Consider the following 26,236-nt stretch of genomic DNA (forward strand, 5'->3'; position numbering starts at 1 on the left):
GGACAGGATCATGCGGTTGTTTCACTCTCCGACCTCGCCCTATGTGCGCAAGGTCATGGTTCTGCTGCACGAAACCGGGCTGTTGCTGCGGGTGGAGCTTGTTGCGGCGCAGGGCACGCCGGTCGATCCGGGGTCTATGCCGGTGGACCGCAATCCCTTGGGCAAGATTCCTGCGCTGGAAACCGATGAGGGGGTGGCGCTTTATGACAGCCGGGTGATCTGCCGTTATCTGGATGATCGGGCCGGGGCAGGGTTCTATCCGGGCGGGCCCGCCCTGTGGGAGGTGCTGACGCTGGAGGCGACGGCGGATGGTATCCTCGATGCCGCGATCCTGATGGTCTACGAATCGCGTGTGCGGCCCGAGGACCGGCGTCACCCGGACTGGGTCGAGGGGCAGTGGGCCAAGATTGCCCGCGCGCTGGATACGGCCGAGCGGCGATGGGCCGCGCATCTGGCCGGGCCGCTGGACATGGGGCAGATCGCCTTGGGCTGTGCGCTGGCCTATCTGGATTACCGTCATTCCGACCGGCCGTGGCGGGCTGCCCATCCGCATCTTGCCGCCTGGGAGGCAGAGTTTTCCGCCCGCCTGTCGATGCAGGCCACACGGCCGCCGATGGCGTGACCTCAGAAACGCCTGGCCAGTCCGACATTGAGGGCGCCGGTTGTCAGATCCGTCCCCAGCTTGCCGCCCGAATCGAGTGCGATGTCGTGGTGCGACCATGTTGCCTTGATTTCGACAAAGGCTGACCACCGGGCAGAAAGATCGCCGCGCAGCCCGGCGACGGCCTGAATGGCCGGGCCGGTCATCTGACACCCGAAGGTATGCGCTCCGCCGTTCGGGCGAATATCGACATGTGGCACGGCGACCCCCGCGCCAACACCCGCATAGGGGAAGATACCGTGCCGGTTTTCTGGCCAGCGATACCAAAGGGTCAGCGTGGCGATGTTCAGGCCGTCGGAGAACTCCAGTCTTTCATACCCGTGGCGGGCAGGGTTGTCGGCATAGGCCTTGGCGTGGTTCAGGTCGAGCCCGTAACCCCAGCCGCTTGCAAGCCAGCGGGTGAGGCGCAGCCCGTAATAGGGTGGGGCCTCCAGCGATTTGCCGCGCCAGTTTACGGTTTTCCGGCCCGAGGGGGCTGTGATGTCGCTGACGGCCACGCCCTGCCAGCCGCCATAAAGCGCAAGCTCCGTCTCGGCGCGCGTCGCCGAGGTGCCGATTATGGTCATCAGTGCGAAGACGAGCAGGCGAAGGCTGACTGTCGTGTGTGTTCCCGCCGCGCGCAGCCAAGCGGGGGCGGTGCGCAGGCCTCGGCCGATCCGGCGCAGACCGGCGGTGACCCCACGGCGGGCCACGGAGTCGCGACGCAGCAGCCGGTCGCCCAGCCAGCCCAGAACCGCGCCCGCCAGAACCTGCCAGATGTCATGTGCCTGCGCCTGAATGCGTGAGGCCCCCACAAAACCGGCCGCGATCACCACGACGGCCCGCGCGACAGGATGCGACGGCAGGCAATCGTGCAACAACGAACTGGCACCGAAGGCCGCCGCTGCGGTATGGGCGGAAGGAAAGCCATGGGTGCCACCGCTCGGCCGTGTGTTCAGTGTGCTGTCACCCAACAGGCGTTTTGTGCCATGGGCGACGGTGAACACGCCGACAAACCGCAACATCAATTCGCCCGCCCTGCCATCGGCCAGCGCGCAGGCCCCGGCGATGAGGGGCAGGGCGATCTGAAGCCGGTCGCCATAGCGCCGCGCCGCCGGTTCGCAGAGAATCAGGCTCAGCGACAGGGCGGCCAAGACAAGCTGGACGCGGCCGAACAATTTCCAGTAGGGCCTGACCATTCGCCTCTCCGTCGCGTGTGGTCAAACCCTAGCCGGGTGATGTAACAGAGAGTTCACGCGCCCGTGTCGCAGGCATTGTGGCATCGCGAGGGGCGAATGATGCGAAAATGCCGCATCAAACCGGGGCCTGTGCGCCTATGACCGCTGGACGTGACGGGGGCGCTTGGCTAAAACCCGCCCATCACGGCAGCGGGCAACCGCAGCCCCTGATTTGCATGGGTCGCATGAGGCGGCCCTTGAGAGGGAGAAGATCTCGTGTCCCACGCAGAAGATCACGCAGGCACCCGCAGGGATTTCCTGTATTACGCAACGGCCGGTGCCGGCGCTGTCGCTACCGGCGCGGCGGTCTGGCCGCTGGTCAACCAGATGAACGCCTCGGCCGATGTCCGCGCCCTTGCCTCGATCCATGTCGATGTGTCCAATGTGGCCGTGGGCTCGCAACTGACCGTCAAATGGCTGGGCAAGCCGGTCTTCATCCGTCGCCGCACCCCCGAAGAGATCGAGGCCGGACGCGCGGTTGCGCTGACTGATCTCGTCGATCCCCATGCCGACAATGCCAACAAGCCGGACGCCGATGCCGCCGACCAGAACCGCACGCTGGACGAAGCGGGCGAGTGGCTGGTGATGATGGGCGTCTGCACCCACCTCGGCTGTGTGCCGCTGGGCAATGGCGCCGGTGACTTCGGCGGCTGGTTCTGCCCCTGCCACGGGTCGCACTACGATACGGCCGGCCGCATCCGCAAAGGGCCCGCGCCGCGCAACCTGCCTGTGCCGGTGGCGCAGTTCACCGATCCGAACACCATCAAGCTGGGCTGAGGGAGACACCGATGGCCGGAATTCCGCACGACCATTACGAGCCCAAGACGGGCATCGAAAAGTGGCTGCACAAGCGCCTCCCGATTGTCGGGCTGGCCTATGACACGCTGATGATCCCCACACCGAAGAACCTCAACTGGATGTGGATCTGGGGCATCATCCTGACCTTCTGCCTTGCGTTGCAGATCGTGACCGGCATCGTGCTGGTGATGCACTACACCCCGCATGTCGATCTGGCCTTCGCCAGCGTCGAACACATCATGCGTGACGTGAACGGCGGCTTTGCCCTGCGCTACCTGCATGCCAACGGGGCCTCGCTGTTCTTCGTGGCCGTTTACCTGCACATCTTCCGGGGTCTCTACTACGGCAGCTACAAGGCGCCGCGCGAAGTGACCTGGATCGTCGGGATGATCATCTATCTCTGCATGATGGGCACCGCCTTCATGGGCTACGTTCTGCCCTGGGGTCAGATGTCCTTCTGGGGCGCGACCGTGATCACCGGCTTGTTCGGCGCCATTCCGGGCATCGGGCCGGACATTCAGGCCTGGCTGCTGGGCGGACCGGCTGTCGATAACGCCACGCTGAACCGCTTCTTCTCGCTGCACTATCTGCTGCCTTTCGTGATTGCGGCGCTTGTTGCCGTTCACATCTGGGCCTTCCACACCACTGGCAACAACAACCCCACCGGGGTCGAGGTGCGCCGTGGCTCCAAGGAAGAGGCGAAGAAGGACACCGTTCCGTTCTGGCCTTACTACGTCATCAAGGATCTGTTCGCGCTGGCCGTGATTCTGGTGGTGTTCTTCGCCATCGTCGGTTTCATGCCGAACTATCTGGGTCACCCCGACAACTATATCGAGGCGAACCCGCTGGCGACGCCCGCGCATATCGTGCCGGAATGGTACTTCCTGCCGTTCTACGCCATCCTGCGCGCCTTCACTTCGGACGTCTGGGCGGTGCAGTTCGTTCAGTTCATCACCTTCGGCATCGTGGACGCCAAGTTCTTCGGCGTGCTGGCGATGTTCGGCGCGATCGCTGTCATGGCGCTGGCGCCCTGGCTCGATACCTCGTCGGTGCGTTCGGGCAAGTATCGCCCGATGTTCAAATGGTGGTTCTGGCTGCTCTGCGTCGATTTCATGGTCCTGATGTGGGTCGGCGCCCAATCGACCGAGTTCCCCTATGACTGGATCTCGCTCATCGCCGCGACCTACTGGTTCGCCTACTTCCTCGTGATCCTGCCGCTTCTGGGCGTGATCGAAAAGCCGCAGGCATTGCCCGCGACCATCGAGGAAGACTTCAAGGCCCATTACCCGACCGCGGCCGAGTGAGAGAAAGGAAGTGACTGAGATGCTTCGCAAAATCGCAATCAGCGCGATCTCGGCCCTGGCCATCACCTCCGGCGCCGCCATGGCCGCCGGTGGCGGCGGCCACATCGAGGATGTCGCCTTCTCCTTTGAAGGTCCGTTCGGCAAGTTCGAAAAGAACCAGCTTCAGCGCGGCCTTCAGGTCTTCACCGAAGTCTGTGCGGCCTGCCACGGTCTGAAATATGTGGCCATCCGCACACTTTCGGACGAGGGCGGCCCGCAGCTTCCCGAGGATCAGGTCCGTGCCTACGCCAAGAACTTCTCCGTTGTGGACAAAGACACCGGCGAAGAGCGTGAGGCAGTCCCGTCGGACCACTTTCCGCCGAATACCGGCGCGGGTGCCCCCGACCTCAGCCTGATGGCCAAGGCGCGCGCGGGCTTCCACGGGCCCTACGGCACGGGTCTGAGCCAGCTGTTCAACGGTATCGGCGGCCCGGAATACATCCATGCGATCCTCACCGGCTATACCGGCGAGACCAAGGAAGAAGCCGGCGAGACCTATTATGAAAATCACGCCTTCCCCGGCGGCTGGATCAAGATGCCCCCGCCGCTGGCCGACGATCAGGTGACCTATATCGACGGTCACACCGCGACGGTGGACGCCATGTCGGAAGACGTGTCGGCCTTCCTGATGTGGACCGCCGAGCCGAAGCTGATGGCGCGCAAGCAGATGGGCTTTGTCGCCGTTCTGTTTCTGATCGGGCTTTCGACGCTGCTTTACCTGACCAACAAGCGGCTCTGGGCCGGCATCAAGGGCAAGAAGCTGGTCTGATCTGGCACCCGTGAATTGAAAAGCCCCGCAGGAAACTGCGGGGCTTTTTCATGCGCCGAGGTAGTTGACCAGCGCCGGGGGGGGATTGGCGAACAGGGCATCGGTCGGGGCAGGGGAGGCCGCGATACCATCGGCGACCAGAACGGTATGCGTGGAAAAGCGCTGCGCATCTTCGGGGTCATGCGTGACCATGAGCACCAGCGCCGGACCCGCGAGTTCCTCCACCAGCGCCAGCATCTCTGCCTTCAGGGCCGGGCCAAGCGCGGCAAAGGGTTCGTCCAGCAGCAGCATCGGCCGGGCACGCAGCAAGGCGCGGGCCAGCGCGGCGCGGCTTTGCTGGCCCCCCGACAGCGCGGCGGGGCGCCTGTTGCCCAACCCTTCCAGCCCGACCCGCTCCAGCGCCCGGTCAACCGCCGCCGTATTGACATGCCGCAACGAGGGATCGAGCCCGAGGCCAAGGTTCTGCGCCACGGTCAGATGCGGGAACAGATTCTGATCCTGAAACAGAATCGACAGCGGGCGCTTGCCCGGTGGCAGCCCGTCAAGCGGCTGGCCGTCCCAGCGGATGTGACCCGACTTCAGCGGTATGAAGCCTGCGACGGCATTCAGCAGGGTGGACTTTCCGGCGCCCGAGGGGCCGATGACGGCGATGCGCCCGCCTGCGGCGGCCTGCCAGTTGGCGGCAAGGCTGAAATCACCTTGCCGGATCGTGACATTTTCAAAGCTCAGCATCTTTGCGCCCCCATCTGTCACACATCCAGAACACGCCGAAGGCCGCGATCACCAGCAGAAGCGACGCCGCCGCTGCCGCCTCCATCCGATAGGCGGCCATCAGCCGCGAGATGACCAGCGGCAGGGTGGCGCCCTGTTCTGCGGCAAACAGCGCGATGACGCCCAGATCCCCCACCGCCAGCGCGCCGGTCAGTCCCAGTGCAAACCCAAGCGGGCGACGCAGACGCGGCAGGATCAAAAGCCGCAGCGCCGCCCGGCCCTGCAAATCCAGCGATGCGGCCAGCCTGCCGTAATCGGCCATCAGAACCCGCGCTTCGGGCAGGAGGATGCGATAGGCGAAGGGCAGGGCCATGACCGCAGTGACCACAATCGTCACCGGCAGCGCCACATCGGGCGGTGCGACTAGCGGAAACACCAGCAGGAACAGCCCGGTGCCCAGTACCAGTTGTGACCCGGCCATTGGCAGCATCGCTACTGCCTCCAGCCAGCGGGCGCCCTGTGCGCGGGCCAGCGCCAGCACCAGCGCGGCGGAAACGGCCAGAGGTGCGGTGCAGGCAGCCACCAGAAGCGAGGTCAGCAGGCCGGGCCAGACTGCGGAAGGCAGGTTGAAAAGGCCCGGCAGCCCGCGCAATACCACAGCGCCGATGGGCAGGGCGAGGAAGGTTGCGGCCGTCCCGATCGCCAAGGCATCGGCAAGCCGACGCCACCCTGTCGGTGCGTGCAGATCGGCCTGCCGGTCCAGCCCGGCGCCGAAACCGCCCGGTGTGGTGAAGAAGGACGCCAGCGCCACCGCCAGCCCGCAGGTGCCCACCTGCATCAGCGCCAGTGTGGCGGCGCGCGGCAGGTCAAACTCGAACCGGATCGCCTGATAGATCGCCAGTTCCACGGTCGTGGCCGCTGGGCCGCCGCCGAGAATCAGCACCACGGCAAAGCTGGTCAGGCAGATCGCAAAGACCGCGAGCAGCACGCCGGGCAGCACATCGCGCAGCATCGGTGCCTCGATATGGTGCCAGAAATCGGTGGGCGTGAAATCGAGACTGGCGGCGAGCCTCAGGCGTTCCGCCGGGATGGCCTGCCAGCCTTGCAGCAGCATCCGCGTCGCCAGCGGCATGTTCAGGAACACATGCGCCAGCACCACACCACCCAACCCGAAGATCGACACGGGCGCCAGACCCAGCAGGCGCAGCCCGTCATTCACCAGACCGGCGCGCCCAAAGATTGCCAGCAACCCCAGCACGGCCACGATGACCGGCAACAGGAAGGGTGCCCCCAGTGCGGTGATCATAAGCCGACGCCCGGCAAAGCGGCGGCGGGCCAAGGCGCGGGCCAGCGGGACGGCGCAGGCGGTGGAGGCCAGTGCCGAAAGCGCAGCTTGCGTTACCGTGAAGCGCAGCGCGGCCAGATCGGCCGTGCCGACCCCGCCGCGCCCGGCTTGCGCCAGAACAATTGCCACGGGGCCAAGCGTCAGCGCCGCCAGCCCCGCCGCGATCAGCGCGCCAGCGCGACGCGCCATTCTTCCAGCGCCGGGGCCCGTAGCGCCTCGGCTTCATCCGCGCCCAGCAGCAGCGATTTCGTCGGTTGCACCAGAGTCTCGAACCCTTTCGGCAGCCCCTCGGCCGGCACATGGGCCGGATACATCCAGTTTGTCGTCGGCAGCACCGCTTGCGCGGCATCCGACAGCATATAGGCAAGGAAACGGTCGGCGAGTTCGGGCTGGTCGGTGGCGGCCAGTTTACCCATCACCTCGACCTGCATGTAATTGCCCTCGTCGAAGACGGCGGCGGTCTTGCTGTCATCCTGTTCGGCAATCAGGTGATAGGCTGGCGAGGTGGTGTAGCTGAGCACCATGTCGGCTTCGCCTTCAAGGAACATGCCATAGGCTTCGGACCAGCCGGGGGTCACGGTGACGATATTGTCGGCCAGATCCTTCCAGACCTGCGCCGCCTCGTCGCCATAGGCCGCCTTCACCCACATCAGCAGACCCAGGCCAGGGGTCGAGGAGCGCGGGTCCTGAATGACGATCTTCAGATCCGACGCCGCCAGATCGCGGAAATTCTTCGGCGCCTCCAGCGTGCGGTTGTGAACAAAGGCGAACCAGCCCCAGTCATAGGGCAGGAAATCGGCGTCGTCGAAAGCGACCGGCAGGTCGAGTTTCGGCGTCTGGCCATGCGGCGAGAACAGGCCCGTTTCGCGGGCGGCTGCGGTCAGGTTGGTGTCTAGCCCCAGCACTACATCGGCCTCGCTGCGGGCGCCTTCCAGTTGTACCCGGGCCAGCAGCGCCGCGCCGTCGCCCGCCGGGATGAAGCGCAGGTCACAGCCGCATTCGGTCTCGAACCCCTTTTCGATGGCCGGGCCGGGGCCCCATTCGGACACGAAGCTGTCATAGGTCAGCACGTTCAGCACCGGGGTCTCTGCCGCCACCGAAGTGGCAAAAAACGCGAGACCCGCAGCAAATTTGAGAGATTTCATCGTCATCCTCCTATCTGCGACGGGCGGAGACGGGAGTATGGCCAAGCCACGCACCTTCCCTCCGCCGGTCCTAACCGGTTCAGGTTCAACGGGTCCGCGTTGCCGCATCTCAGCCCGAAAGGGCCCCCCGAGGTGAGGGCGACAATAGGGCCGCGCATGGAAGGTGCAAGGGAAAAGCAGATGCCCCGGCGCAGGGCCGGGGCATCCTCTGGTCTTGGCGGGCCGAAGTCAGCCCCAGATCTCGGTGAATTCGCGCCACTCGCCCTTGCTCATGCCGCTGTCTTCCTGAGTAACGGTTTCGCCCGCAAGGCGGCGCTTCAGGACGGCAATGGCCTTGGCGGACAGGGTAACCCCGCCCATGCGGTAATCCTCGAAAGCACCGAAGGCGACGGGCACCCAATCGGCGACCACGCGGGCGATGGCTTCGGCATAGACACGGATTTCGTATTGCGCATGCGGGTCGGCGCGCAGCCGCAGGAAGTGGAACAGGTTGTGCAGATCGGTCTTCCAATACCATTGCGTATAGATATTGGCGGGCAGGTTCATCCGTGCCAGCTCACGCGCGAGGCCCTGCTGGCCATCCTGGCTGAGCATTTCCTCGTAATGGTCATAGCTGCGGGCGGCATCGGATTTCAGTATCTCCAGCACCCGCGCGGCCTCGTCGCCTTGCAAGGTGGCGCCCCGGCCCTGATTGTTGACCGTCGATTGCGCTGCCAGATGTTCCGCGGCGGGGATATAGAATTCGCGGTCCATGATGGAATAGCGGGCCGAGTATTCATTTACATTTGCGGTGCGATGCCGGATCCACTGACGCGCGACGAAGATCGGCAGTTTGACGTGCAGTTTGACCTCGCACATCTCGAACGGGGTCGAGTGCCAGTGCCGCATCAGGTAGCGGATCAGGCCGCTGTCGTCGTTCACCTTCCGGGTGCCAGCGCCATAGCTGACGCGCGCGGCCTGCACGATGGCGGCATCGTCGCCCATATAGTCGATCACCCGGACAAAGCCGTGATCCAGCACCTCATGCGCACGGTAAAGATGCGCCTCCATCCCCTCGGACACGGCGCGCAGGGTTGCGCGCGGGGTTGCGCGCAGGGCGTCGATCTCAGCTTGCTGTTCGGGGGTAAGCGGCATGGTGGTGTCCTTCGGATGAGTCGGAAACCACTATATCTGGGCGAAGCGGTACAAAGAACCCACCGGATGATGCGTGGTGCAGAGATGCCGCAGGGCTGAGCCAATATGAGGATTGCAGCGAAACACGTTGACTTTATTCAGCTTTTGCCAAATCTGAAAAGAAAAACGCAGCAGTGTCACAGGACCATTATCATGTCTCAGCTTCGTACCGCGCTTGCCGCGCTTCTGCTTCTGTCCGCCTGTAGCGGCAGCCCTTTCGAGGATTCGACGGACGGAACCGACGGCGGCACCGATGGCGGAACGGACGGTGGCACCGACGGCGGGATTGACAGCGACCGCGTGCTGCCCCCCGGCACCGCCAGCCCCAAGGCCACTTCGTCTATCGTGCGCTACGAGGCGACAGGCGATGATTCCACCGACGGGAACAGTGGCAACGGCTATGTGACCAAGGTCAGCTATGATCGCAAGACCGACACGTTCAGCGTGGACGGGCTCGCCTTTGACGGCGACAACACCTATGCACGCGGCTCCAAGGTCGGCTCGTTGGGCAAGGTCGCTGTTTACGAGGGCAAGCCCAGCATCCCCGACGGCTTCAGCGGCACCAGCATCGACCAGATCCAGCATCGCGCCCTTTACGGTGTCAGCAGCGACGGGCAGGTCGAATTCGCCATTGTCCGCACTGGCGGCTATGTCGATTATGGTTTCGGTGGCTTCATCTACCAGCGGAACGGTTCGGTGAAGCTGCCGTCAGAAGGCACAGATACCGCCGATTATCGCGGGCAAGCGCGCTACAAGGGCAAGTTTGCCTCGCTGCGCGATTTCAAGGCGCGTGGCGGTCTGGAATATGGTCGTGCCGACATGACCATGGACATTGACTATGACGACTTCAACGACGGCAACGGCGTGAAGGGACGGATCTACAATCGCAAGATCTATGACATCAACGGCAAGGACATCACCGAGGATGTCGTGGCCGCGCTGTCCGCCGAATCGAACCTCAAGCAGGACGAACTGCCGGAAATCCGCTTCCGGGTGCAGCAAGGCGTCATGGACGACAATGGCGAGATCGTCGGCACTGTCAGCTCCAGCTACTATAACGGCGAAGGTGCGATCGAGGGCTTCGAGGAGGGCAATTACTATGCCATCGTCGAAGGCAAGGATGCCGATCAGGTGGTCGGTGTGGTCGTGGTTGAGGGTGACGATCCGCGTTGGTCGGGTGTGACCACGCGCGAGACTGGCGGCTTCATCCTGAAGCGCAAGAAGGCGAGCACGAACTGATCATGTCCCGGCCGCTGCGGTTCCGGCTGGCGGCGGGGCTTCTTGCCGCCGTCCTGCTGGCGCCCTGCGGGGCGTGGGCCGAGGATGCCATGACAGCGCAGGAATTGCGCCGCATCGGGTATGCCATGATGGCCGAAGGGGACGCGAAGGGTGCTGAGGCGCTGGCTGAGGCGCTGATCGCGCGGGACGCGAAGGATACCGCCGCCTTGATGCTGCGCGCACAGGCGCGGCTGAAGCTGGGGCAGGCGGGCGGCGCGCGTGCCGATGCGCGTCAGGTTTATCGGCTCAGCGATCAACGTCAGGCACGGTTTGGCGCTGCGATGTTCGTCGCAAGCTCGCTGGTGGATGATGGCTATGTCACGCGCGGGCAGCTTTGGTTGCGGCGGGCAGCGCAGGCGGCCCCGGATGCCGCCAGCCGCGCGGTGGTGGCAAAGGATTACGATTTCGTCCGTTCGCGCAATCCGTGGCTGTGGAACTTCAATCTGCGGGCCAACCCGTCCTCCAACGTCAATGACGGTTCGACCGAGGCGACCTATACCAACCCCGGCATCCCGTGGCTTGGCCCCGAGATCGAGATTACCGGCGCCCAGAAGGCGCTGTCCGGGATAGAGGTGGCGGCCGGTTTCGGTGTGACCTATCGCCTGCCGCCCACCGCCACCACAATGACTGCACTGCATTTCCGCGCCGAACAGACGAAGGTGCGTCTTTCGTCCGAAGCGAAGCGGATTGCTCCGGGTGCCCGTGGCCAAGACTATGACAGCGCCAGCGTCGAGGCAGGGATCAGCCGCCGTTGGCGCCCGGAAGCCGGACGCAAGACCTTCGCTTTCGGTGCCTATGCCTCGCATGACTGGGCCGGAGGCTATGATCTGTCCAATGCGCTGCGGCTGGAGGCTCAGGCTGATCGGCCGTTGGGCGCCGGTGTGGCGGGCATGGTGGCGCTGAGCGCAGAACGGCAGTGGCGGCTCGATTCTGCTGTGCGGTCTGCGGATGTTGTGTCGCTGACTTTCGGTGTGCAGAAGCAGCTAGCCAATGACGACCGTCTGCAACTGACGCTGGGCGGCCGCCATACTGCGACCGACAGTCCCGGCCTGCGCAATGCCGCGGTGACCGCGCGGCTGGCATGGGACAAGGCCGCGCCGCTCGCCGGGTTTTCGGTCGGTGGCGCGCTGACATTCGAGGCACGCGATTACCCCGATTCACCCTTTGACCTGCGTGACGGGCGGCAGGACCGGCGGATGTCGCTGGACATCTCGATCCAGCACGAGGATGTGCAGTTCTACGGTTTTTCCCCCACGCTAGATATTCGCGCTGCGCGCAACCATTCGGATGTCGGGCTTTACAGTTCGCGCGATCTGGGGGTGACGCTGGGCATCCAGTCCAGCTTCTGACTGGCATCCGCCGGATTTACCCCTATGTTTCCGCTATCGGCGGCACAGCCGCCACGGCCAAAGGCGAGGGAACCCGATGACGCTGAAGTATCTGCACACCATGGTCCGCGTGCTGGACCTTGAAAAATCCATGGCCTTCTATCGCCTGCTGGGGCTGGAGGAAACGCGGCGCTACGAAAACGAACAGGGCCGTTTCACGCTGGTTTTCATGGCGCCGCCCGGCCAGCCGGAATGCCCGGTAGAACTGACCTACAACTGGGATGGCGATGACGGTCTGCCCTCGGACAGCCGCCATTTCGGCCATCTGGCCTATGAGGTGGCGGACATCTATGCCACCTGCCAACATCTGATGGATAATGGCGTGACCATCAACCGCCCGCCGCGTGACGGCCGCATGGCCTTTGTCCGTAGTCCTGACAATGTCTCGGTGGAGTTGTTGCAGGCCGGTGCGGCACAGGCTCCGGCCGAACCCTGGGTCTCGATGCCCAGCACGGGCCACTGGTAAGGCGGGAAACCTCTTGCGGGCGCGGGGCGAAGCGGTCAGGACAGGCGCATGACGGATCGAGCTTTTCTGAATGTCGAAGCCTCGCTGACCGGACGGCGCTGGCTTGGCCCCGACCCATCGGTAACCCGGCAGGCCGAGGCGCTGGCCCAGGCCACGCGGCTGCCCGCCGCGCTTTGTCAGATTCTGGCCGAACGCGGCGTGGCCCCGCAGGAGGCGCAGGCTTTCCTCGCCCCGGCGCTGCGCGACCTGCTGCCCGATCCGCTGAGCCTGCGCGACATGGGCGCGGCGGCAGAACGGTTCCTGAAGGCACTGCGCGGCCGCGAACGCATCGCCATCTTCGCCGATTACGACGTGGATGGCGGATCGTCTGCTGCGCTGTTGCTGACATGGCTGCGCGCCATGGGGCGGCCCGCCACGCTTTATATCCCCGACCGTATCGACGAGGGTTATGGCCCCAATGTGCCCGCGATGCAGGCGCTGGCCGCTGCGCATGACCTGATTATCTGCGTCGATTGCGGCACGCTGAGCCACGAACCCATCGCCGCCGCGCAGGGCGCCGATGTCGTGGTGCTGGATCACCACCTTGGTGGCGAAACGCTGCCTGAGGCCGTGGCCGTGGTGAACCCCAACCGGCAGGATGAAGACGGCAGCCTCGCGCATCTCTGCGCAGCTTCTGTCGTGTTCCTGCTGTTGGTCGAGGCCAATCGCCGCCTTCGGGCCGAAGGCGTGCAGGGGCCGGATCTGATGGCGCTGCTTGATCTGGTGGCGTTGGCCACCGTGGCCGACGTGGCGCCGCTCATCGGGGTCAACCGTGCCTTCGTGCGGCAGGGACTGCGGGTGCTGGCGCGGCGTGAACGCGCCGGGTTGCGCGCACTGGCCGATGTGGCACGGATGGATCAGGCACCCACGCCCTATTCGCTGGGCTTCCTGCTGGGGCCAAGGGTGAATGCGGGCGGACGGATCGGTCAGGCCGATCTGGGCGCCCGTCTTCTTGCCACCGATGACCCGGCCGAGGCGGCGGCACTGGCCGAACGTCTTGACCAGCTCAACACCGAGCGGCGCGAGATCGAGGCGGCGGTGCGTGCCGCGGCCCTTGCGCAGGCCGAGGCGCGCGGGCTGGATGGTCCGCTGGTCTGGGCCGCCGGGGCAGGGTGGCATCCGGGCGTTGTCGGCATCGTGGCCGCCCGTCTGAAAGAGGCGACGAACCGCCCGGCCGTGGTGATCGGGCTTGAGGGCGGCATCGGCAAGGGCTCGGCCCGGTCGGTGACCGGCGTGGACCTTGGCGCAGCGGTGCAGCGCGTGGCGGCTGAGGGGCTGCTGCTGAAAGGCGGCGGGCACAAGATGGCGGCGGGTCTGACTGTGGCCGAGGATCAGATCGAACCCGCCATGGCGCGGCTTGCCGAATTGCTGGAGCGGCAGGGGGCGGGGGCCACTGGCCCCGCTGACCTGCGGCTGGACGGCCTGCTCAGCCCGATGGCAGTCAACCCTGCGCTGGTCGAACAACTGGAAGAAGCCGGTCCCTTCGGGGCCGCCGCCCCGGCCCCGCGCTTTGCCTTTGCCGATCAGGCGGTCAGCGCGCGTCGCGTGGGTGAAAGTCACCTGCGGCTCAGCTTCGGGGATGGCAGCGGCCCGAAGATCGACGCCATCGCTTTCGGTGCCTGCGATGGCCCGCTTGGCCCCACGCTGGAGAACGCGGGACACCAGCGCTTTCACCTCGCCGGGCGGCTGGAGCTGAACAGCTACGGTGGCCGGACGCGGGTGCAACTGCGCCTTGAGGATGCCGCGCGCGCATGATGCGAAACTGTCGCATTTTCCTCTTGCGCGGCAGCCAACGCGCCGCTAGATAGCCCCTCACCGGCCACGGCCCGTTCGTCTATCGGTTAGGACGTCAGGTTTTCAACCTGAAAAGAGGGGTTCGACTCCCCTACGGGCTGCCACTTTCTTTTCAGGAAGTGGCGGGTTTTCCCAAGAAGTGGAATACATGCTTGCCCGCCTGCGGGGTGCGGGCTACTGCGGGAAACTGGTAAATTCATGGAGCGTCAGATGATCCTTTACGGAATCTCCACCTGCGACACCTGCAAGAAAGCTCTGAAAGCCATCGAGGCGACGGGCCATGCGGTGACTTTCCGCGACATCCGTAAAGAGCCGCTCAGCGAGGCGGAAATTGCGGCGCTGGTGGTGGAGTTCGGGGACCGGATCATCAACAAGTCCTCGACCACATACCGTAGTTTCAACGACTTCCTTAAGGCATCGGAGCCAGAGGCGCAGCTTGCCGCGCAGCCGACCGTGATGAAACGGCCGGTCATCGAATCGGATGGGAAGTGGTTTCTGGGCTGGGATGCGGCGGTGCAGGCGGCGGTTCTGGGCTGAGCCAGAAGCGCCGGTTTGCAAATGCAAACGGCCCCTCGCGGGGCCGTAGCATACCGCTTCGATCCGGGCGGATCAGAGCAGTTTCAGATCGCCAGCCGACGAACGCCCGTCACGGCCCGACTGAAGCTCATAACCGATTTTCTGGTTGTCGCTCAGACCCTTGAGCCCGGCGCGTTCCACCGCCGAGATATGGACAAACACGTCCTTGCCGCCATCGTCGGGTGCAATGAAGCCATAGCCCTTGGTGGCATTGAACCATTTCACGGTGCCGGTCGGCATGCCGTCTCTCCTTCATCAGACATCCCGCGGCGGAATTACCGTGGGCCGTGCAGCCAGGTCTTCCAATTCTCCGGCTGCCAGTCCGGCAGGAGGCGGTCGAAAGTCTGTCGTCACTGAAGTTATGATGACACGGGCTTGGTAAAAATCAAGAAAATAGCTTGGGCGGCCAATGGACCGCCCAATTCTTCAGGTCTTCAGCAGCACGTCCGGGCGATCGTCAGGGCATCTGCCCTTCCTTGGCCAGTTGCGGGACGATCTGGTCCAGCGCAACGGTTTCCGTGCGCGTCTCGCCCAGACGCCGCACCGACACGGACCGATCTTCCACTTCTTTCATGCCGATGGCAAGGATCACGGGCACCTTGCCGACGGAATGTTCACGGACCTTGTAGTTGATCTTCTCGTTGCGCGTATCCGCCTCGGCCCGGATGCCCGCCGCTTTCAGCGCCGTGACCACCTCATGCACATAGGCATCGGCGTCCGAAACGATGGAGGCGACCACCACCTGACGCGGGGCCAGCCAGAACGGCAGCTTGCCCGCATAGTTCTCGATCAGGATGCCGATGAAGCGCTCGAACGAGCCCAGCACGGCGCGGTGCAGCATGACGGGGCGATGCTTTGCACCATCCTCGCCAACATATTCCGCATCCAGCCGCACCGGCAGGTTGAAATCGGCCTGGAAGGTGCCGCATTGCCATTCGCGCCCGATCGCATCGGTCAGCTTGAAGTCAAGCTTCGGCCCGTAGAAAGCCCCGTCGCCGGGGTTGATCTCGTAGGGCAGGCCAAGGCTTTCGATGGCCTTTTGCAGCGCATGCTCGGCCTTGTCCCAGATCTCGTCGCTGCCGACGCGCACATCGGGGCGGGTGGACAGCTTGATGTCGAACTTCTCGAACCCCAGATCGCGGTAAACCGACGACAGCAGCCCGATGAAGCCCGCGCATTCGGCCTCGATCTGGTCCTCGGTGCAGAAGATATGCGCGTCGTCCTGCGTGAAGCCGCGCACCCGCATCAGCCCGTGCATGGAGCCGGAGCTTTCATAGCGGTGGCACGAGCCGAATTCCGCCAGACGCAGCGGCAGGTCGCGATAGGATTTCAGGCCCTGATTATAGACCTGCACATGGCAGGGGCAGTTCATGGGCTTCAGCGCATTGATACGCTTTTCCTTGGCGCCTTCCTCGTCCACCTCGACGATGAACATGTTTTCGCGATAGGCTTCCCAGTGGCCGGATTTCTCCCACAGCACGCGGTCAACCACTTGCGGCGTCTTGATTTCCTTGTAATCCGCCTGCCGCAGCCGCTTGCGCATGTAGTCTTCCAGCGTGCGATAGACGGTCCAGCCGTTCGGATGCCAGAACACCATGCCCGGAGCCTCTTCCTGTAGGTGGAACAGGTCCATCTCGCGGCCCAGCTTGCGGTGGTCGCGCTTGGCGGCCTCCTCCAGCATGGTCAGATGCGCCTTGAGGTCGTCACGGTTGCGGAAGGCCACGCCATAGATGCGTTGCAGCATCGGACGCGTGGCATCGCCCAGCCAATAGGCGCCGGCAACATGGGTCAGCTTGAAGGCATCGGCCGGAACTTGGCCCGTATGTTGCAGATGCGGACCACGGCAAAGGTCTTGCCAGTCGCCGTGCCAATACATGCGGATGTCCTGATCTTCGGGAATCCGGTCCAGCAGTTCCAGTTTGAACGGCTCGCCCCGGCCGCGATAGTATTCGACGGCGCGCGCGCGCTCCCAGACTTCGGTTTTCACCGGCTCGCGGGCGTTGATGATCTGCTTCATCCGCGCCTCGATCTGGCCGAGGTCTTCGGGCGTGAAGGGTTCCGCCCGGTCGAAATCGTAGAACCAGCCATAGTCGCGCACCGGGCCGATGGTGACCTTCACATCGGGCCAGATCTCTTGCACGGCGCGGGCCATGATATGCGCGAGGTCGTGGCGGATCAGTTCCAGCCCCTGCGCCTCGTCCTGCATCGTATGGATGGCGATGGTGGCATCGGCCGGGATCGGCCATTGCAGATCCCAATGCGCGCCGTTCACCGTCGCGCTGATCGCCTTTTTCGCAAGGCTGGTCGAAATGGCGGCAGCCACTTCGGCAGGCGTGACGCCAGCCGCGAACTCGCGCTTGTTGCCATCGGGGAATGTCAGGGAAATCTGGCTCATGGCCATCCTCCTCGTCGGTTTGGCGCCCACGGAACGCCCGGTTGCGGGTATGTTGGCGCGGTTTTGCGCCTTGCGCGGGGCGGCGTCAAGTCTTGTTCGGGCGCCAGCCTTCTGCCACGCTGCCGGGGGCGGCGACGGAGGCAGGGATGCGCAGCTTTGACGAGATTCTGGCGATTGCCGCCGCCCGCAAGGGCAGCACTGATGCGGTGCTGGCGGGCGCCATGCGGGCGAAACCGGCGGCCGAGCTTGCGGCCATTCCCGGGGACCGCTGGCTTGCCACCATGGCGCGCGGCATCTTTCAGGCGGGCATAAGCTGGACGGTGGTCGAGGCCAAATGGCCCGGCATCGAAGAGGCTTTCGCGGGCTTCGATGTGGGGCGGGTGTCGATGATGGATGACGCTTGGTTTGATGCGCTGCTGGCGGATACCCGTGTCATCCGAAGCGGGCCGAAGATTGCAGCGATCCGCGACAATGCTGCGTTCATACGGCGGGTCGATGAAACCGAAGGTGGCTTTGCGCGCCGCATTGCCGACTGGCCGACCGAAGATTACATCGGCCTGCTGGATTGGCTGACGAAAAACGGCAGCCGTCTGGGTGGAAATACCGGCGCCTACATGTTGCGGTGGATGGGGAAAGAAAGCTTTATCCTCTCGCAAGATGTGGTGGCGCGGCTGGTGGCGGAAGGCGTGGTCGATGCCGCGCCCAAGTCGAAGAAAGCCCTGCAGCCGGTGCAGGCTGCGTTCAACCAGTGGCGGGCCGAAAGCGGGCGCAGTTTCAACGAAATCGGCCGCGTTCTGGCGCAGAGCATCGGTTGAGCGGCGCGGTGCGCCTCTGCTAAGACACGGGCAAAGGAGAATGCCATGCCCGAGTTTCTGACCACGCCGCAAGGCCGTCGCATCGCCTATCACCGCACGGTCGGCAAGGGACCGGGGGTGGTTTTCCTTGGCGGGTTCAAATCTGACATGACGGGCACCAAGGCTGTGCATCTGCAAGCCTGGGCCGAGGCGCAGGGCCGCGCCTTCCTGCGGTTTGATTATTCCGGCCATGGGCAATCGTCGGGCGATTTTCTGGACGGCTGCATCGGCGACTGGGCCGAGGACGCGATGGCGGCGGTGGCGACGCTGACCGAGGGGCCGCAGATCCTCGTCGGTTCGTCGATGGGGGGGTGGATGGCGCTGCTGGTCGCGCGCACTATGCCGGAACGGGTCGCCGGGCTGGTCGGCATCGCCGCCGCGCCGGACTTTACCGAGGATCTGATGTGGCAAGGCTTCACCGAGGCCGAGCGCGCGGCGGTGATGGCCGGGCGGCTGGAACAGCCCTCGGAGTATTCGGACGAGCCTTACATCATTACCCGCAAGCTGATCGAGGATGGCCGTAACCGGCTGGTCCTGCGCACGCCCCTGCCGCTGCCCTTCCCGGTGCGGCTGCTGCAGGGCACGGCGGATGTGGATGTGCCGCCGTCTGTTGCACTGCGCTTGCTGGACCATGCCGAAAGCCCTGACCTGCGGCTCTGTCTGGTGAAGGGGGCCGATCACCGCTTCTCGACGCCCGAATGTCTTGACCTGATCACGGCCAGCCTCGCCGAGATTGACGCGACCCTTTGACCGCTGTGGCGCAAATGCCCGCGGTTGCCGTCGCGCAAAGCGGTGCTCTGGCCCGCGCGGGGGCCTTGCAGTAACCTCGCCGGTAACGCCGCCCGCAGATGCGGTGATCCAGAAGGCACGAGGTATATGAACGAGCCGGTCGTCCTGATTCCGGGGTTGCTTTGCGATGTCCGGGTGTTCGAACACCAGATCCTGCATCTGTCGCGGCACCGGCCGGTGACGATTGCGCAGCCGCAGGGCCATACGGTCGAGGAAATGTCGGCGGCACTGGTGTTGCAGCTTCCTCCGCGCGCGGTTCTTGTCGGGCAGGGGTTGGGTGGCGATGTGGCGCTGGACGTGCTGCGCCGTGCCTCAGATCGTGTCAGCCGCATCGCGCTGATCTCGACCGATCCACTTGCTGAACCCGCGAATGTTGCCGCCGCCCGCGAGGCGCGAATGGTGGCGGCGCGGGCCGGACGGCTGTTTCAGGCTGTGGCAGAGGACTATCCGGTCGCCGACACCGGGCCGCGCGCCGAGGCGATTGGCGCGCTTCTGCGCGAGATGGCCGATCATCTGGGGGAAGGAGTCTATCTGGCCCAGTCGCGCGCCATGCAGCGGCGGCCGGATCAGCAAAAGACCCTGCGCCGCGCGACAGTGCCTGCCCTGATCCTGGGCGGGGTGCGCGACACCCTGGTGCCGCCCCGGCGGCACGAGTTGGTGGCCGGGCTGATGCCCTTTGCCAAATTACGGATGGTCGAGGGGGCTGGGCACCTTCTGACGCTGGAAGCACCCGAGGTCGTGACGGCCGCGCTGGAGGAGTTCCTGCGCGGCCCTATGCTTTTGCGTTGATCAGTTCGACGCGGCCAGCTTGACCGGCGATTTCGCGGGTTTGCCGGAATTGGCGTCGATGAAGTTCAGCACCAGCGGACGGATGTTCAGGCGCCACGACTTGCCCGCGAAGATCCCGTAGTGACCGGCGCCGGGTTCAAGGTGCTGGGCCTTCTTGTCTTCCGGCAGGTTGGTCAGCAGCTTCAGCGCGGCAAGGCACTGGCCGGGGGCCGAGATGTCGTCCTTCTCGCCTTCGACGATCTTCACCGCGACCTTGGTGATCGCCCCCATATCGACCTTCTTGCCTGCGACGGTAAAGACGTTGCGGGCAATTTCACGGTTCTTGAACACACGCTCTACCGTGGACAGGTAGAATTCCGCCGTCATGTCCATCACCGCCAGATATTCGTCGTAGAAGCGGTTGTGGGCGTCATGATCCGAAGCCTCGCCGCGGGCGACGCGCATGACCTGATCGGAGAACGCCTTGGAATGCCGTTCCGCATTCATCGACATGAAACCGGCAAGTTGCAGCAGACCCGGATAGACCAGCCGCCCGGCGCCCTTGTATTTGAAGCCGACGCGCTGGATCGCCCATTGTTCAAGCTGACCCATGGTAACACGGCGGCCAAAATCCGTCACTTCGGTGGCGGCGGCATCGGGGTCAACCGGCCCGCCCATCAGCGTCAGCGAACGGGGCTGGGCATCGGGGTCTTCGGCAGCCAGATAGGCGGTGGCGGCCAAGGTCAGCGGCACCGGCTGGCAGACCGCGATGACATGGGTATCGGGGCCGAGGTGGCGCAGGAAATCGACCAGATACAGCACATAATCCTCGACATCGAATTTCCCGGCAGAAACCGGGATGTCGCGGGCATTGTGCCAGTCGGTGACATAAACATCGGCGTCAGGCAGCAGGCTGGCGACGGTAGGACGCAGCAGCGTGGCGTAATGGCCCGACATTGGCGTCACGACGAGCATCTTGCGCGCCATCGGCGCCCGGCGGCGCACGAAGAACTGGATAAGATCGCCAAACGGCTTTTCGACCGCCTGCTTGATGTCCACGAGGTGGTCCTGCCCGTCCGGGCCGACAATGGAGCGGATGCCCCAGTCGGGCTTGGCGACCATGCGGCCGAAGGTGCGTTCTGTCACCTCGCCCCAGGCGGCAGTCAGATTGACCAGAGGATTGGTTGACAGCGCGAAGGCCGGATAAGACGCCATCGCACGCGCCGTTGCCCCCAGCCATTCATTTGTGTTGCGGGCAGTTTCCATAAGGTCGTAAGTCGCCATATACTTCATCGCGTCTCCTTGCCCGCAGGGCCGTGGCTCCGCCGCGCACCCCCGGAAGGCAGGCGGATATGCTGCATGTGCGAAAAACTGTAGGGGGGATTTCTTAATATGACAACCGAGACCAAGGACGATGACGCACGGCTTGAGCGGCTCAATGCGAATCTTGTCAGGGTCGATGAGTTGTCGAGGCGTCTCGCGGCGGCCCTTTCTCACCGCAAACAGGTTGATATGTCTCTGCATGGCCCCTCGCAGGAGGTCTATCTGAAGGCCGCTGCGGCCTATGTTGCGGAAATGATGCAGGACCCTTCGAAAATCATCGAGCAACAGGTCGGCTACTGGGGAAAGACCCTGAAACACTATGTGCAGGCGCAGCATGCGCTGACGCAGGGTGAATTGAAGGCCCCCGCTGATCCGGGTCCGAAGGACAAGCGATTCGGAAACCCGCTTTGGGACAGCCACCCGTTCTTCAACTACCTCAAGCAGCAATATCTGATGAATGCCGATGCGATTTCCGGCGCGGTTGCCGGAATCGAGACGCTGGACCCGACCGACAAGAAACGGATCGAATATTTCTCGCGCCAGCTTGTCGATATGTTCTCGCCCACCAATTTCCTTGGCACCAACCCCGACGCGCTGGAGCGTGCGGTGGCGACCGACGGGGAAAGCCTTGTGCGTGGGCTGGAAAACCTCGTGCGGGACATCGAAAGCAATCACGGCGACGTGCTGGTGACGCTGGCGGACCGCAATGCCTTTCATGTGGGCGAAAACATCGCCACGGCACCGGGTTCGGTCGTGTTCCGCAATCATATGCTGGAACTGATCCAGTATACCCCGACGACGGAAAAGGTGCACCAGACCCCGTTGCTGATCTTCCCGCCGTGGATCAACAAGTTCTACATTCTGGATCTGAAGCCCGCCAACAGCCTGATCCGCTGGATCGTCGATCAGGGCTTTACCCTGTTCGTGGTCAGTTGGGTCAACCCGGATGCCAGCTACGCCAATATTGGCATGGATGACTATATCCGTGACGGCTATCTGGCGGCGATCAACGAGGTGAAGCAGATCACCGGCGAAAAGCAGATCAATGCCGTTGGCTACTGCATCGCGGGAACGACGCTGAGCCTGACGCTGGCCCATATGCAGAAGACCGGCGACAAGTCGGTGAAATCGGCGACGCTGTTCACCACCCTCACCGATTTCAGCGATCAGGGTGAGGTCGGGGTTTTCCTCAACAACGATTTCATTGACGGAATCGAGCGACAGGTCGCGGTGGACGGTGTGCTGGACAAGTTCTTCATGAGCAAGACGTTCAGCTTTCTGCGATCGAACGACCTGATCTATCAGCCCGCGATCAAGAGCTACATGATGGGCGAGGCGCCCCCCGCCTTCGACCTGCTGTTCTGGAACGGCGACGGCACCAACCTGCCCGCCAGAATGGCGGTCGAATATCTGCGCGGCCTTTGCCAGAACGACGAATTCGCGCGCGAGGGCTTTCCGGTCTTTGGTGAAAGGGTCAAGTTGTCGGATGTGAAGGTGCCGATGTGCGCAATCGCGTGTGAGACCGATCACATTGCCGCCTGGAAAAGCAGCTTCAACGGCGTGCGTCAGATGGGATCGAAGGACAAGACCTTCATCGTCTCCGAAAGCGGCCATATCGCAGGGATCGTCAATCCGCCGTCCAAGGGCAAGTATGGCCATTATACGAATGACGGACCGATGACCTCGGCCGAGGAATGGATGCAGGCCGCGACCTTCACACCGGGAAGCTGGTGGCCGCGCTGGGGAGAGTGGCTGGCAGGGCGGTCAGGCAAGATGATTCCCGCGCGCGTTCCCGGCGATTCGACCAATCCGGTTCTGGCTGCCGCCCCCGGAACTTACGTCGCGGCAGTCCCAAGTGCCTGAATCGGTTTGATATTGCCGCAGTGTTTCCTCTACAACCCCTGATTTTGCTGCGTCGCAGAAAATTCACTTGAATTTCTGCGGTGCAGCATTTACATAGGATGGCAGGAAACGGCACTGCTTCAGTGCAGACCCGATAGATGGAGCACTAGGATGACCAAGACCCCCGATATGACCAAGATGGTTCAGGACATGATGGCTGCGTTCCCGGTGGACGGCACCGCGTTCCAGAACGCGTTCAAGACCCAGGCCGCCATGGGCGAAAAGCTGACCAAGGTTGCGCTGGAAGCTGCCGAGAAATCGACCGAGATCACCTCGAAATGGGCCAAGGACACCATCGCCAAGATGGCCGACGCCTCGAAAGCCAAGGCTGATGTCGCCGAATACGGCAAAGCCGCTTCGGACTTCGCTTCGTCCGCGGCTGAAATGGCTGCCGAAAACATGGCTGCTTTCGCCGAGATCGCCAAGAAAGTGCAGATGGAAACCGTCGAGCTGATGCTCGCCGCCGGCAAGGACGCTTCGGAAGAAGCTCAGGCTGCCGTGAAGAAGGCCACCACCGAAGCGAGCGCTGCGGTGAAGAAAGCCGCTTCGGCCGCTGCCGCGAAGTAATCTTCGCGCGCATCCCCGGCACCTCCTCCCAGCCGGGGGATGCGCAAGGGCGGGCTTCGGCCCGCCCTTTCTTTTTGCTTTCCTTTTCCGCTGCGCCTGCCCTAATCTTCTCTGCAAGCGCACAAGAGGGGAGGGCGCCGCCATGGCCAATACCGAGAAGCCGCTGCTGATCAAACGCTATGCCAGCCGCCGTCTCTACAACACCGAAACCAGCGATTATGTGACGCTGGAAGATATTGCCGGCTTCATTCGTGCCGGGCGCGAGGTGCAGATCGTCGATCTGAAGTCGGGCGATGACCTGACCCGCCAATACCTGCTTCAGATCGTGGCCGAACATGAAAGCAAGGGCGAAAGCGTCCTTCCGATCAATGTGCTGACCGATCTTGTGCGCAGCTACACCACCGAGATGCAAAGCGTGGTGCCGCATTTCCTTGCCGCCTCGTTCGAGATGCTGCGCGACGGCCAGTCGAAAATGATGGAGAATTTCAGCAGCTTCCCCAATCCGATGAGCGCGATGCCGGGTTTCGAGGCGATGCGTAAACAGCAGGAGGCCTTCATGAAGTCCATGATGGGTGGACTGCCGGGCTGGGCCCCCACCGGACCAGAGCGCGAGGCCGGAGAAGACAAGCCGGGCGGTTCGGCCGAGGAACTGGCGCAGATCCGCAAGCAACTTGCCGAGTTGCAGTCGAAGCTGTCAAAGCTCTGATCCTGACAACCCCGGTGCGGCAATGACCGAAAACCAGAGCCGCATTTCCCTTTGGGGTGTCGAGGTGTTTCTGGCTGCGGCCGAGGCGGGGTCGATCTCTGCCGCAGCGCGGCGCCTGGGGGCCAGCGCCTCTACCATCAGCCAGCAACTCGCGGCGCTTGAGGCGACCTTGGGCACGGTTCTTCTGGATCGTGGCGCCAGGCCGATGAAACTGACTTCGGCGGGCCGGGTGTTCTTGCGGCACGCACGCGCCATGCTGGACAGCGCCACCGCCGCGCGGGCGGAACTGGCGCTGGCCGATCTGTCGGGCCTGCCGCGTTTACGGCTGGGCGTGATCGAGGATCTGGACTCCGATGTCACGCCGCGCCTGCTGGCCGCACTGGCCGCGCAGTTCCGCAACAGCCGCTTTTTGCTGGAAACCGGGGCAAGCCATCGCCTGCTGGACCAGCTTTCGGCGCGCGCGCTGGATATGGTGGTCACCGCCGATCCCGGCCTTGCCCGCAGCAGCGAGCCGGGGGAGGAAACTTATCCCCTGCTGGCCGAACCCTTTGTCGTCGCCCTGCCGCAGGGCACACCGGCCGGCGATCTGGCTGAAACCCTGCGCGGGTTGCCGTTGATCCACTATTCCGCGCGGCATCTGATGGGGCGGCAGATTGCGGCGCATCTGGCCGGGCAGAACCTGACACTGGCGCATCGGTTTGAACTGGACAGCTATCACGCCATTCTGGCCATGGTTGCGGCGGGGCAGGGCTGGACGATCCTCACCCCGCTGGCCCTGCACCATGCGGCGCGCTTCCTGCCTGAGGTTGTGGTGCAGCCGCTGCCCTTCGGCGCGCTGGAACGGCGGATTGTGCTGTCCGCGCGCAGCGGCGCCTTACAGACCATGCCGGGACAGGTGCGCAAGCATGTGCAGGCCCTGCTGGCAGAGGCGGTGATCGCCCCGGCGCTGATGCGCTGGCCCTGGCTCGACGGGCAGTTGCGGCTGCTTTAGCCCTTCACATCCATCGCTGCGGCGACCAGTGCCTCGGCAATGAAATCCAGTTCCGCCCGGTTCAACCGTGTCGGCAGCCGCACGTCACAGGCGCGCATCAGCATGGCACGGGTCTGCGGCAATTCCGGCAGTTCGCCCAGAAACTGCCAGTTCCAGAACGCTCGGGCGTTGTCATCGCTGAGGCCGAACACCTGCACCGAAACGCCGCGCGTCTTGGCGGCAGTCTGGAAGGCGCGGGCCTCGGCGTCAGTTTCAAAGCCCACGAGATTGAACTGGATCGAATCCGGCGCGCGTTCCTCCGGGGGCAGCGGTGCGGGCACCGACAGCCAGGGCGAGCGGTTCAGCAGATCGGCAACGTGATCGTGGTTCTCGCGCCCCTTTTCCACCCGCCGCGCCAGCTCCGGCAGTTGCGGGCGGATCACGGCGGCAGACAGGTTCTGCATCCGCATATTGTAGAGCGGTAGTTTGTTCTGCCACAGCATATAGCTGTTTTGCAGGCCCGGATGCTTCTTCCAGTTATGTTCATAGGCGCCCGACATGATGACGGCGCGGGCTGCCAGTTCCGGATCGTCGGTGATCAGGATGCCACCTTCGCCTGCGTTGATCATCTTGTAGGACTGAAAGCTGAAACAGCCGATCTTGCCAATGGTGCCGATGTTGCGGCCATGCCAGGTGGTACCAAGACTATGTGCCGCATCTTCGACCACCGGCACGTCTGCCGCATCGCAAAGCTGCATGATTGCGTCCATGTCCGAGGTATGGCCGCGCATGTGGCTGATGATGACCGCCGCCGCGCCGGGTAGCTTGGCGGCGAAATCGGCCATATCCACACGATAGTTCTCGCCCACTTCAACCAGAACGGGGGTGCAGTCGGCATGCACCACAGCCGAGGGCACGGCGGCGAAGGTAAACGCCGGGATCAGCACCTTGGCTCCGCGCGGCAGGTCCAGCGCCTTCAGCGACAGGAACAGCGCGGCGGAGCAGGACGATACCGCCAGCGCATAGCGGGCGCCCAGAAGCGCGGCGAATTCGGCTTCCAGCAGGGCGACCGGGGCACCTTCGGGCGCAGTGTAGCGGAACAGGTCACCCGAGGCGAGCAGCCCCTCGATCGCCGCGCGCGCGGCCTCGGGGATCGGTTCGGCGTCATAGACATTGGGCGGGGCGATCTGTCCGTCAGCGGCCATATTCGGCTTTCCTGAAACTTTTCTTCGGGAAAGCTGTAAGCTGAACGGCCTGCC

General features: G+C 64.0%; 25 protein-coding genes, 1 tRNA gene and 1 riboswitch. Of the genes, 17 read left to right on the plus strand and 9 right to left on the minus strand.

Features of this window, described 5'->3' with window-relative positions; all coding sequences use genetic code 11:
- Positions 1-10 precede the first annotated feature (10 nt).
- A complete protein-coding gene (locus tag D2N39_RS08085; protein ID WP_119134256.1) occupies positions 11-622 on the plus strand; it encodes a glutathione S-transferase in 612 nt (203 codons plus the stop codon).
- 2 nt (positions 623-624) lie between these two features.
- Here D2N39_RS08085 and D2N39_RS08090 read toward each other — a convergent pair whose 3' ends face one another.
- Positions 625-1,839 (minus strand): phosphatase PAP2 family protein, encoded by a 1,215-nt coding sequence (locus tag D2N39_RS08090; RefSeq protein ID WP_119134257.1) that lies wholly within the window; start codon positions 1,837-1,839, stop codon positions 625-627.
- A 255-nt stretch (positions 1,840-2,094) separates the two neighbouring features.
- Between D2N39_RS08090 and petA the strand changes: the two genes are divergently transcribed.
- From petA to D2N39_RS08105, 3 genes are read left to right on the plus strand one after another with little or no spacing between them, the layout of a single operon-like run.
- Entirely contained in the window at positions 2,095-2,655 is a 561-nt protein-coding gene (petA, locus tag D2N39_RS08095; protein ID WP_119134258.1) for a ubiquinol-cytochrome c reductase iron-sulfur subunit, read from the plus strand.
- An 11-nt stretch (positions 2,656-2,666) separates the two neighbouring features.
- The gene (gene petB, locus D2N39_RS08100; RefSeq protein WP_119134259.1) at positions 2,667-3,980 is read left to right on the plus strand and encodes a cytochrome b; all 1,314 of its coding nucleotides are present in this window, start codon (positions 2,667-2,669) and stop codon (positions 3,978-3,980) included.
- A 19-nt stretch (positions 3,981-3,999) separates the two neighbouring features.
- Complete coding sequence (locus tag D2N39_RS08105) at positions 4,000-4,788, plus strand: cytochrome c1 (protein ID WP_119134260.1); 789 nt, start codon at positions 4,000-4,002, stop codon at positions 4,786-4,788.
- 48 nt (positions 4,789-4,836) lie between these two features.
- Here D2N39_RS08105 and D2N39_RS08110 read toward each other — a convergent pair whose 3' ends face one another.
- The 4 genes from D2N39_RS08110 to thyX form a co-directional block, all read right to left on the minus strand.
- A complete protein-coding gene (locus D2N39_RS08110) occupies positions 4,837-5,520 on the minus strand; it encodes a thiamine ABC transporter ATP-binding protein (RefSeq protein WP_119134261.1) in 684 nt (227 codons plus the stop codon).
- Positions 5,507-7,033, minus strand: coding sequence for an ABC transporter permease family protein (locus D2N39_RS08115; RefSeq protein ID WP_119134262.1), 1,527 nt, complete (start codon positions 7,031-7,033; stop codon positions 5,507-5,509). Before D2N39_RS08115 ends, D2N39_RS08110 begins: the two co-directional genes overlap by 14 nt.
- On the minus strand, positions 7,009-7,989 hold the full coding sequence (gene thiB, locus D2N39_RS08120; protein ID WP_119134263.1) for a thiamine ABC transporter substrate binding subunit: 981 nt from the start codon (positions 7,987-7,989) through the stop codon (positions 7,009-7,011). Before thiB ends, D2N39_RS08115 begins: the two co-directional genes overlap by 25 nt.
- 39 nt (positions 7,990-8,028) lie before the next feature.
- A riboswitch (TPP riboswitch) is annotated at positions 8,029-8,129 on the minus strand.
- Between the two features lie 88 nt (positions 8,130-8,217).
- The gene (gene thyX / locus D2N39_RS08125) at positions 8,218-9,123 is read right to left on the minus strand and encodes an FAD-dependent thymidylate synthase (RefSeq protein WP_119134264.1); all 906 of its coding nucleotides are present in this window, start codon (positions 9,121-9,123) and stop codon (positions 8,218-8,220) included.
- A 192-nt stretch (positions 9,124-9,315) separates the two neighbouring features.
- Here thyX and D2N39_RS08130 point away from each other — a divergent pair, with 192 nt between their 5' ends.
- The 6 genes from D2N39_RS08130 (at position 9,316) to D2N39_RS08155 (ending at position 14,664) form a co-directional block, all read left to right on the plus strand.
- The gene (locus tag D2N39_RS08130) at positions 9,316-10,401 is read left to right on the plus strand and encodes a hypothetical protein (protein ID WP_119134265.1); all 1,086 of its coding nucleotides are present in this window, start codon (positions 9,316-9,318) and stop codon (positions 10,399-10,401) included.
- A gap of 2 nt (positions 10,402-10,403) precedes the next feature.
- Positions 10,404-11,789 carry a surface lipoprotein assembly modifier gene (locus D2N39_RS08135; protein WP_119134266.1) on the plus strand — a complete coding sequence of 462 codons (1,386 nt, stop codon included), beginning with the start codon at positions 10,404-10,406 and terminating at the stop codon, positions 11,787-11,789.
- Between the two features lie 76 nt (positions 11,790-11,865).
- The gene (locus D2N39_RS08140; protein ID WP_119134267.1) at positions 11,866-12,294 is read left to right on the plus strand and encodes a VOC family protein; all 429 of its coding nucleotides are present in this window, start codon (positions 11,866-11,868) and stop codon (positions 12,292-12,294) included.
- 48 nt (positions 12,295-12,342) lie between these two features.
- On the plus strand, positions 12,343-14,088 hold the full coding sequence (gene recJ / locus D2N39_RS08145; protein WP_119134268.1) for a single-stranded-DNA-specific exonuclease RecJ: 1,746 nt from the start codon (positions 12,343-12,345) through the stop codon (positions 14,086-14,088).
- 68 nt (positions 14,089-14,156) lie between these two features.
- Positions 14,157-14,231: transfer RNA gene (locus D2N39_RS08150), tRNA-Glu, on the plus strand.
- A gap of 106 nt (positions 14,232-14,337) precedes the next feature.
- Positions 14,338-14,664 (plus strand): arsenate reductase family protein, encoded by a 327-nt coding sequence (locus D2N39_RS08155; RefSeq protein WP_119134350.1) that lies wholly within the window; start codon positions 14,338-14,340, stop codon positions 14,662-14,664.
- Positions 14,665-14,736: 72 nt separating this feature from the next.
- Here D2N39_RS08155 and D2N39_RS08160 read toward each other — a convergent pair whose 3' ends face one another.
- Positions 14,737-14,943: a cold-shock protein gene (locus D2N39_RS08160; RefSeq protein ID WP_054302756.1), complete on the minus strand. Its 207-nt coding sequence runs from the start codon at positions 14,941-14,943 to the stop codon at positions 14,737-14,739.
- 217 nt (positions 14,944-15,160) lie between these two features.
- Positions 15,161-17,098 carry a threonine--tRNA ligase gene (gene thrS, locus D2N39_RS08165; RefSeq protein ID WP_119134269.1) on the minus strand — a complete coding sequence of 646 codons (1,938 nt, stop codon included), beginning with the start codon at positions 17,096-17,098 and terminating at the stop codon, positions 15,161-15,163.
- Positions 17,099-17,244: 146 nt separating this feature from the next.
- Between thrS and D2N39_RS08170 the strand changes: the two genes are divergently transcribed.
- From D2N39_RS08170 to D2N39_RS08180, 3 genes are all read left to right on the plus strand, one after another.
- Positions 17,245-17,913, plus strand: coding sequence for a DNA-3-methyladenine glycosylase I (locus D2N39_RS08170; RefSeq protein ID WP_119134270.1), 669 nt, complete (start codon positions 17,245-17,247; stop codon positions 17,911-17,913).
- Between the two features lie 45 nt (positions 17,914-17,958).
- Positions 17,959-18,702, plus strand: coding sequence for an alpha/beta hydrolase (locus tag D2N39_RS08175; protein WP_119134271.1), 744 nt, complete (start codon positions 17,959-17,961; stop codon positions 18,700-18,702).
- A gap of 126 nt (positions 18,703-18,828) precedes the next feature.
- Positions 18,829-19,530: an alpha/beta fold hydrolase gene (locus tag D2N39_RS08180; protein ID WP_119134272.1), complete on the plus strand. Its 702-nt coding sequence runs from the start codon at positions 18,829-18,831 to the stop codon at positions 19,528-19,530.
- Here D2N39_RS08180 and phaZ read toward each other — a convergent pair whose 3' ends face one another.
- Positions 19,531-20,802: a polyhydroxyalkanoate depolymerase gene (gene phaZ / locus D2N39_RS08185; protein ID WP_119134273.1), complete on the minus strand. Its 1,272-nt coding sequence runs from the start codon at positions 20,800-20,802 to the stop codon at positions 19,531-19,533.
- Positions 20,803-20,901: 99 nt separating this feature from the next.
- Between phaZ and phaC the strand changes: the two genes are divergently transcribed.
- The 4 genes from phaC to D2N39_RS08205 all read left to right on the plus strand — a co-directional run bounded on the left by phaC (position 20,902) and on the right by D2N39_RS08205 (position 24,998).
- A complete protein-coding gene (phaC, locus tag D2N39_RS08190; RefSeq protein WP_119134274.1) occupies positions 20,902-22,695 on the plus strand; it encodes a class I poly(R)-hydroxyalkanoic acid synthase in 1,794 nt (597 codons plus the stop codon).
- Between the two features lie 150 nt (positions 22,696-22,845).
- Positions 22,846-23,301 (plus strand): phasin family protein, encoded by a 456-nt coding sequence (locus tag D2N39_RS08195; RefSeq protein WP_119134275.1) that lies wholly within the window; start codon positions 22,846-22,848, stop codon positions 23,299-23,301.
- 142 nt (positions 23,302-23,443) lie between these two features.
- Entirely contained in the window at positions 23,444-24,007 is a 564-nt protein-coding gene (gene phaR, locus D2N39_RS08200) for a polyhydroxyalkanoate synthesis repressor PhaR (RefSeq protein ID WP_119134276.1), read from the plus strand.
- A 22-nt stretch (positions 24,008-24,029) separates the two neighbouring features.
- Complete coding sequence (locus D2N39_RS08205) at positions 24,030-24,998, plus strand: LysR family transcriptional regulator (RefSeq protein ID WP_119134277.1); 969 nt, start codon at positions 24,030-24,032, stop codon at positions 24,996-24,998.
- Here the strand turns inward: D2N39_RS08205 and D2N39_RS08210 are convergent.
- Positions 24,995-26,182, minus strand: coding sequence for a DegT/DnrJ/EryC1/StrS family aminotransferase (locus tag D2N39_RS08210; protein WP_119134278.1), 1,188 nt, complete (start codon positions 26,180-26,182; stop codon positions 24,995-24,997). The genes D2N39_RS08205 and D2N39_RS08210 overlap by 4 nt on opposite strands.
- Positions 26,183-26,236 lie beyond the last annotated feature (54 nt).

It is taken from the genome of Gemmobacter lutimaris (assembly GCF_003570715.1).
GTDB classification, from domain to species: domain Bacteria; phylum Pseudomonadota; class Alphaproteobacteria; order Rhodobacterales; family Rhodobacteraceae; genus Gemmobacter; species Gemmobacter lutimaris.

What these genes read in the sequence shown, in the direction of transcription:
- D2N39_RS08160 (WP_054302756.1), bottom strand. Translation starts at nt 14,943, where the DNA reads ATGCCGACCGGCACCGTGAAATGGTTCAATGCCACCAAGGGCTATGGC.
- recJ (WP_119134268.1), top strand. Translation starts at nt 12,343, where the DNA reads ATGACGGATCGAGCTTTTCTGAATGTCGAAGCCTCGCTGACCGGACGG.
- phaC (WP_119134274.1), top strand. Translation starts at nt 20,902, where the DNA reads ATGACAACCGAGACCAAGGACGATGACGCACGGCTTGAGCGGCTCAAT.
- D2N39_RS08175 (WP_119134271.1), top strand. Translation starts at nt 17,959, where the DNA reads ATGCCCGAGTTTCTGACCACGCCGCAAGGCCGTCGCATCGCCTATCAC.
- D2N39_RS08180 (WP_119134272.1), top strand. Translation starts at nt 18,829, where the DNA reads ATGAACGAGCCGGTCGTCCTGATTCCGGGGTTGCTTTGCGATGTCCGG.
- D2N39_RS08115 (WP_119134262.1), bottom strand. Translation starts at nt 7,033, where the DNA reads ATGGCGCGTCGCGCTGGCGCGCTGATCGCGGCGGGGCTGGCGGCGCTG.
- D2N39_RS08090 (WP_119134257.1), bottom strand. Translation starts at nt 1,839, where the DNA reads ATGGTCAGGCCCTACTGGAAATTGTTCGGCCGCGTCCAGCTTGTCTTG.
- petB (WP_119134259.1), top strand. Translation starts at nt 2,667, where the DNA reads ATGGCCGGAATTCCGCACGACCATTACGAGCCCAAGACGGGCATCGAA.
- D2N39_RS08085 (WP_119134256.1), top strand. Translation starts at nt 11, where the DNA reads ATGCGGTTGTTTCACTCTCCGACCTCGCCCTATGTGCGCAAGGTCATG.
- D2N39_RS08155 (WP_119134350.1), top strand. Translation starts at nt 14,338, where the DNA reads ATGATCCTTTACGGAATCTCCACCTGCGACACCTGCAAGAAAGCTCTG.
- D2N39_RS08105 (WP_119134260.1), top strand. Translation starts at nt 4,000, where the DNA reads ATGCTTCGCAAAATCGCAATCAGCGCGATCTCGGCCCTGGCCATCACC.
- thyX (WP_119134264.1), bottom strand. Translation starts at nt 9,123, where the DNA reads ATGCCGCTTACCCCCGAACAGCAAGCTGAGATCGACGCCCTGCGCGCA.
- D2N39_RS08110 (WP_119134261.1), bottom strand. Translation starts at nt 5,520, where the DNA reads ATGCTGAGCTTTGAAAATGTCACGATCCGGCAAGGTGATTTCAGCCTT.
- thiB (WP_119134263.1), bottom strand. Translation starts at nt 7,989, where the DNA reads ATGAAATCTCTCAAATTTGCTGCGGGTCTCGCGTTTTTTGCCACTTCG.
- D2N39_RS08140 (WP_119134267.1), top strand. Translation starts at nt 11,866, where the DNA reads ATGACGCTGAAGTATCTGCACACCATGGTCCGCGTGCTGGACCTTGAA.
- phaR (WP_119134276.1), top strand. Translation starts at nt 23,444, where the DNA reads ATGGCCAATACCGAGAAGCCGCTGCTGATCAAACGCTATGCCAGCCGC.
- D2N39_RS08210 (WP_119134278.1), bottom strand. Translation starts at nt 26,182, where the DNA reads ATGGCCGCTGACGGACAGATCGCCCCGCCCAATGTCTATGACGCCGAA.
- D2N39_RS08130 (WP_119134265.1), top strand. Translation starts at nt 9,316, where the DNA reads ATGTCTCAGCTTCGTACCGCGCTTGCCGCGCTTCTGCTTCTGTCCGCC.
- D2N39_RS08135 (WP_119134266.1), top strand. Translation starts at nt 10,404, where the DNA reads ATGTCCCGGCCGCTGCGGTTCCGGCTGGCGGCGGGGCTTCTTGCCGCC.
- phaZ (WP_119134273.1), bottom strand. Translation starts at nt 20,802, where the DNA reads ATGAAGTATATGGCGACTTACGACCTTATGGAAACTGCCCGCAACACA.
- D2N39_RS08195 (WP_119134275.1), top strand. Translation starts at nt 22,846, where the DNA reads ATGACCAAGACCCCCGATATGACCAAGATGGTTCAGGACATGATGGCT.
- D2N39_RS08170 (WP_119134270.1), top strand. Translation starts at nt 17,245, where the DNA reads ATGCGCAGCTTTGACGAGATTCTGGCGATTGCCGCCGCCCGCAAGGGC.
- thrS (WP_119134269.1), bottom strand. Translation starts at nt 17,098, where the DNA reads ATGAGCCAGATTTCCCTGACATTCCCCGATGGCAACAAGCGCGAGTTC.
- D2N39_RS08205 (WP_119134277.1), top strand. Translation starts at nt 24,030, where the DNA reads ATGACCGAAAACCAGAGCCGCATTTCCCTTTGGGGTGTCGAGGTGTTT.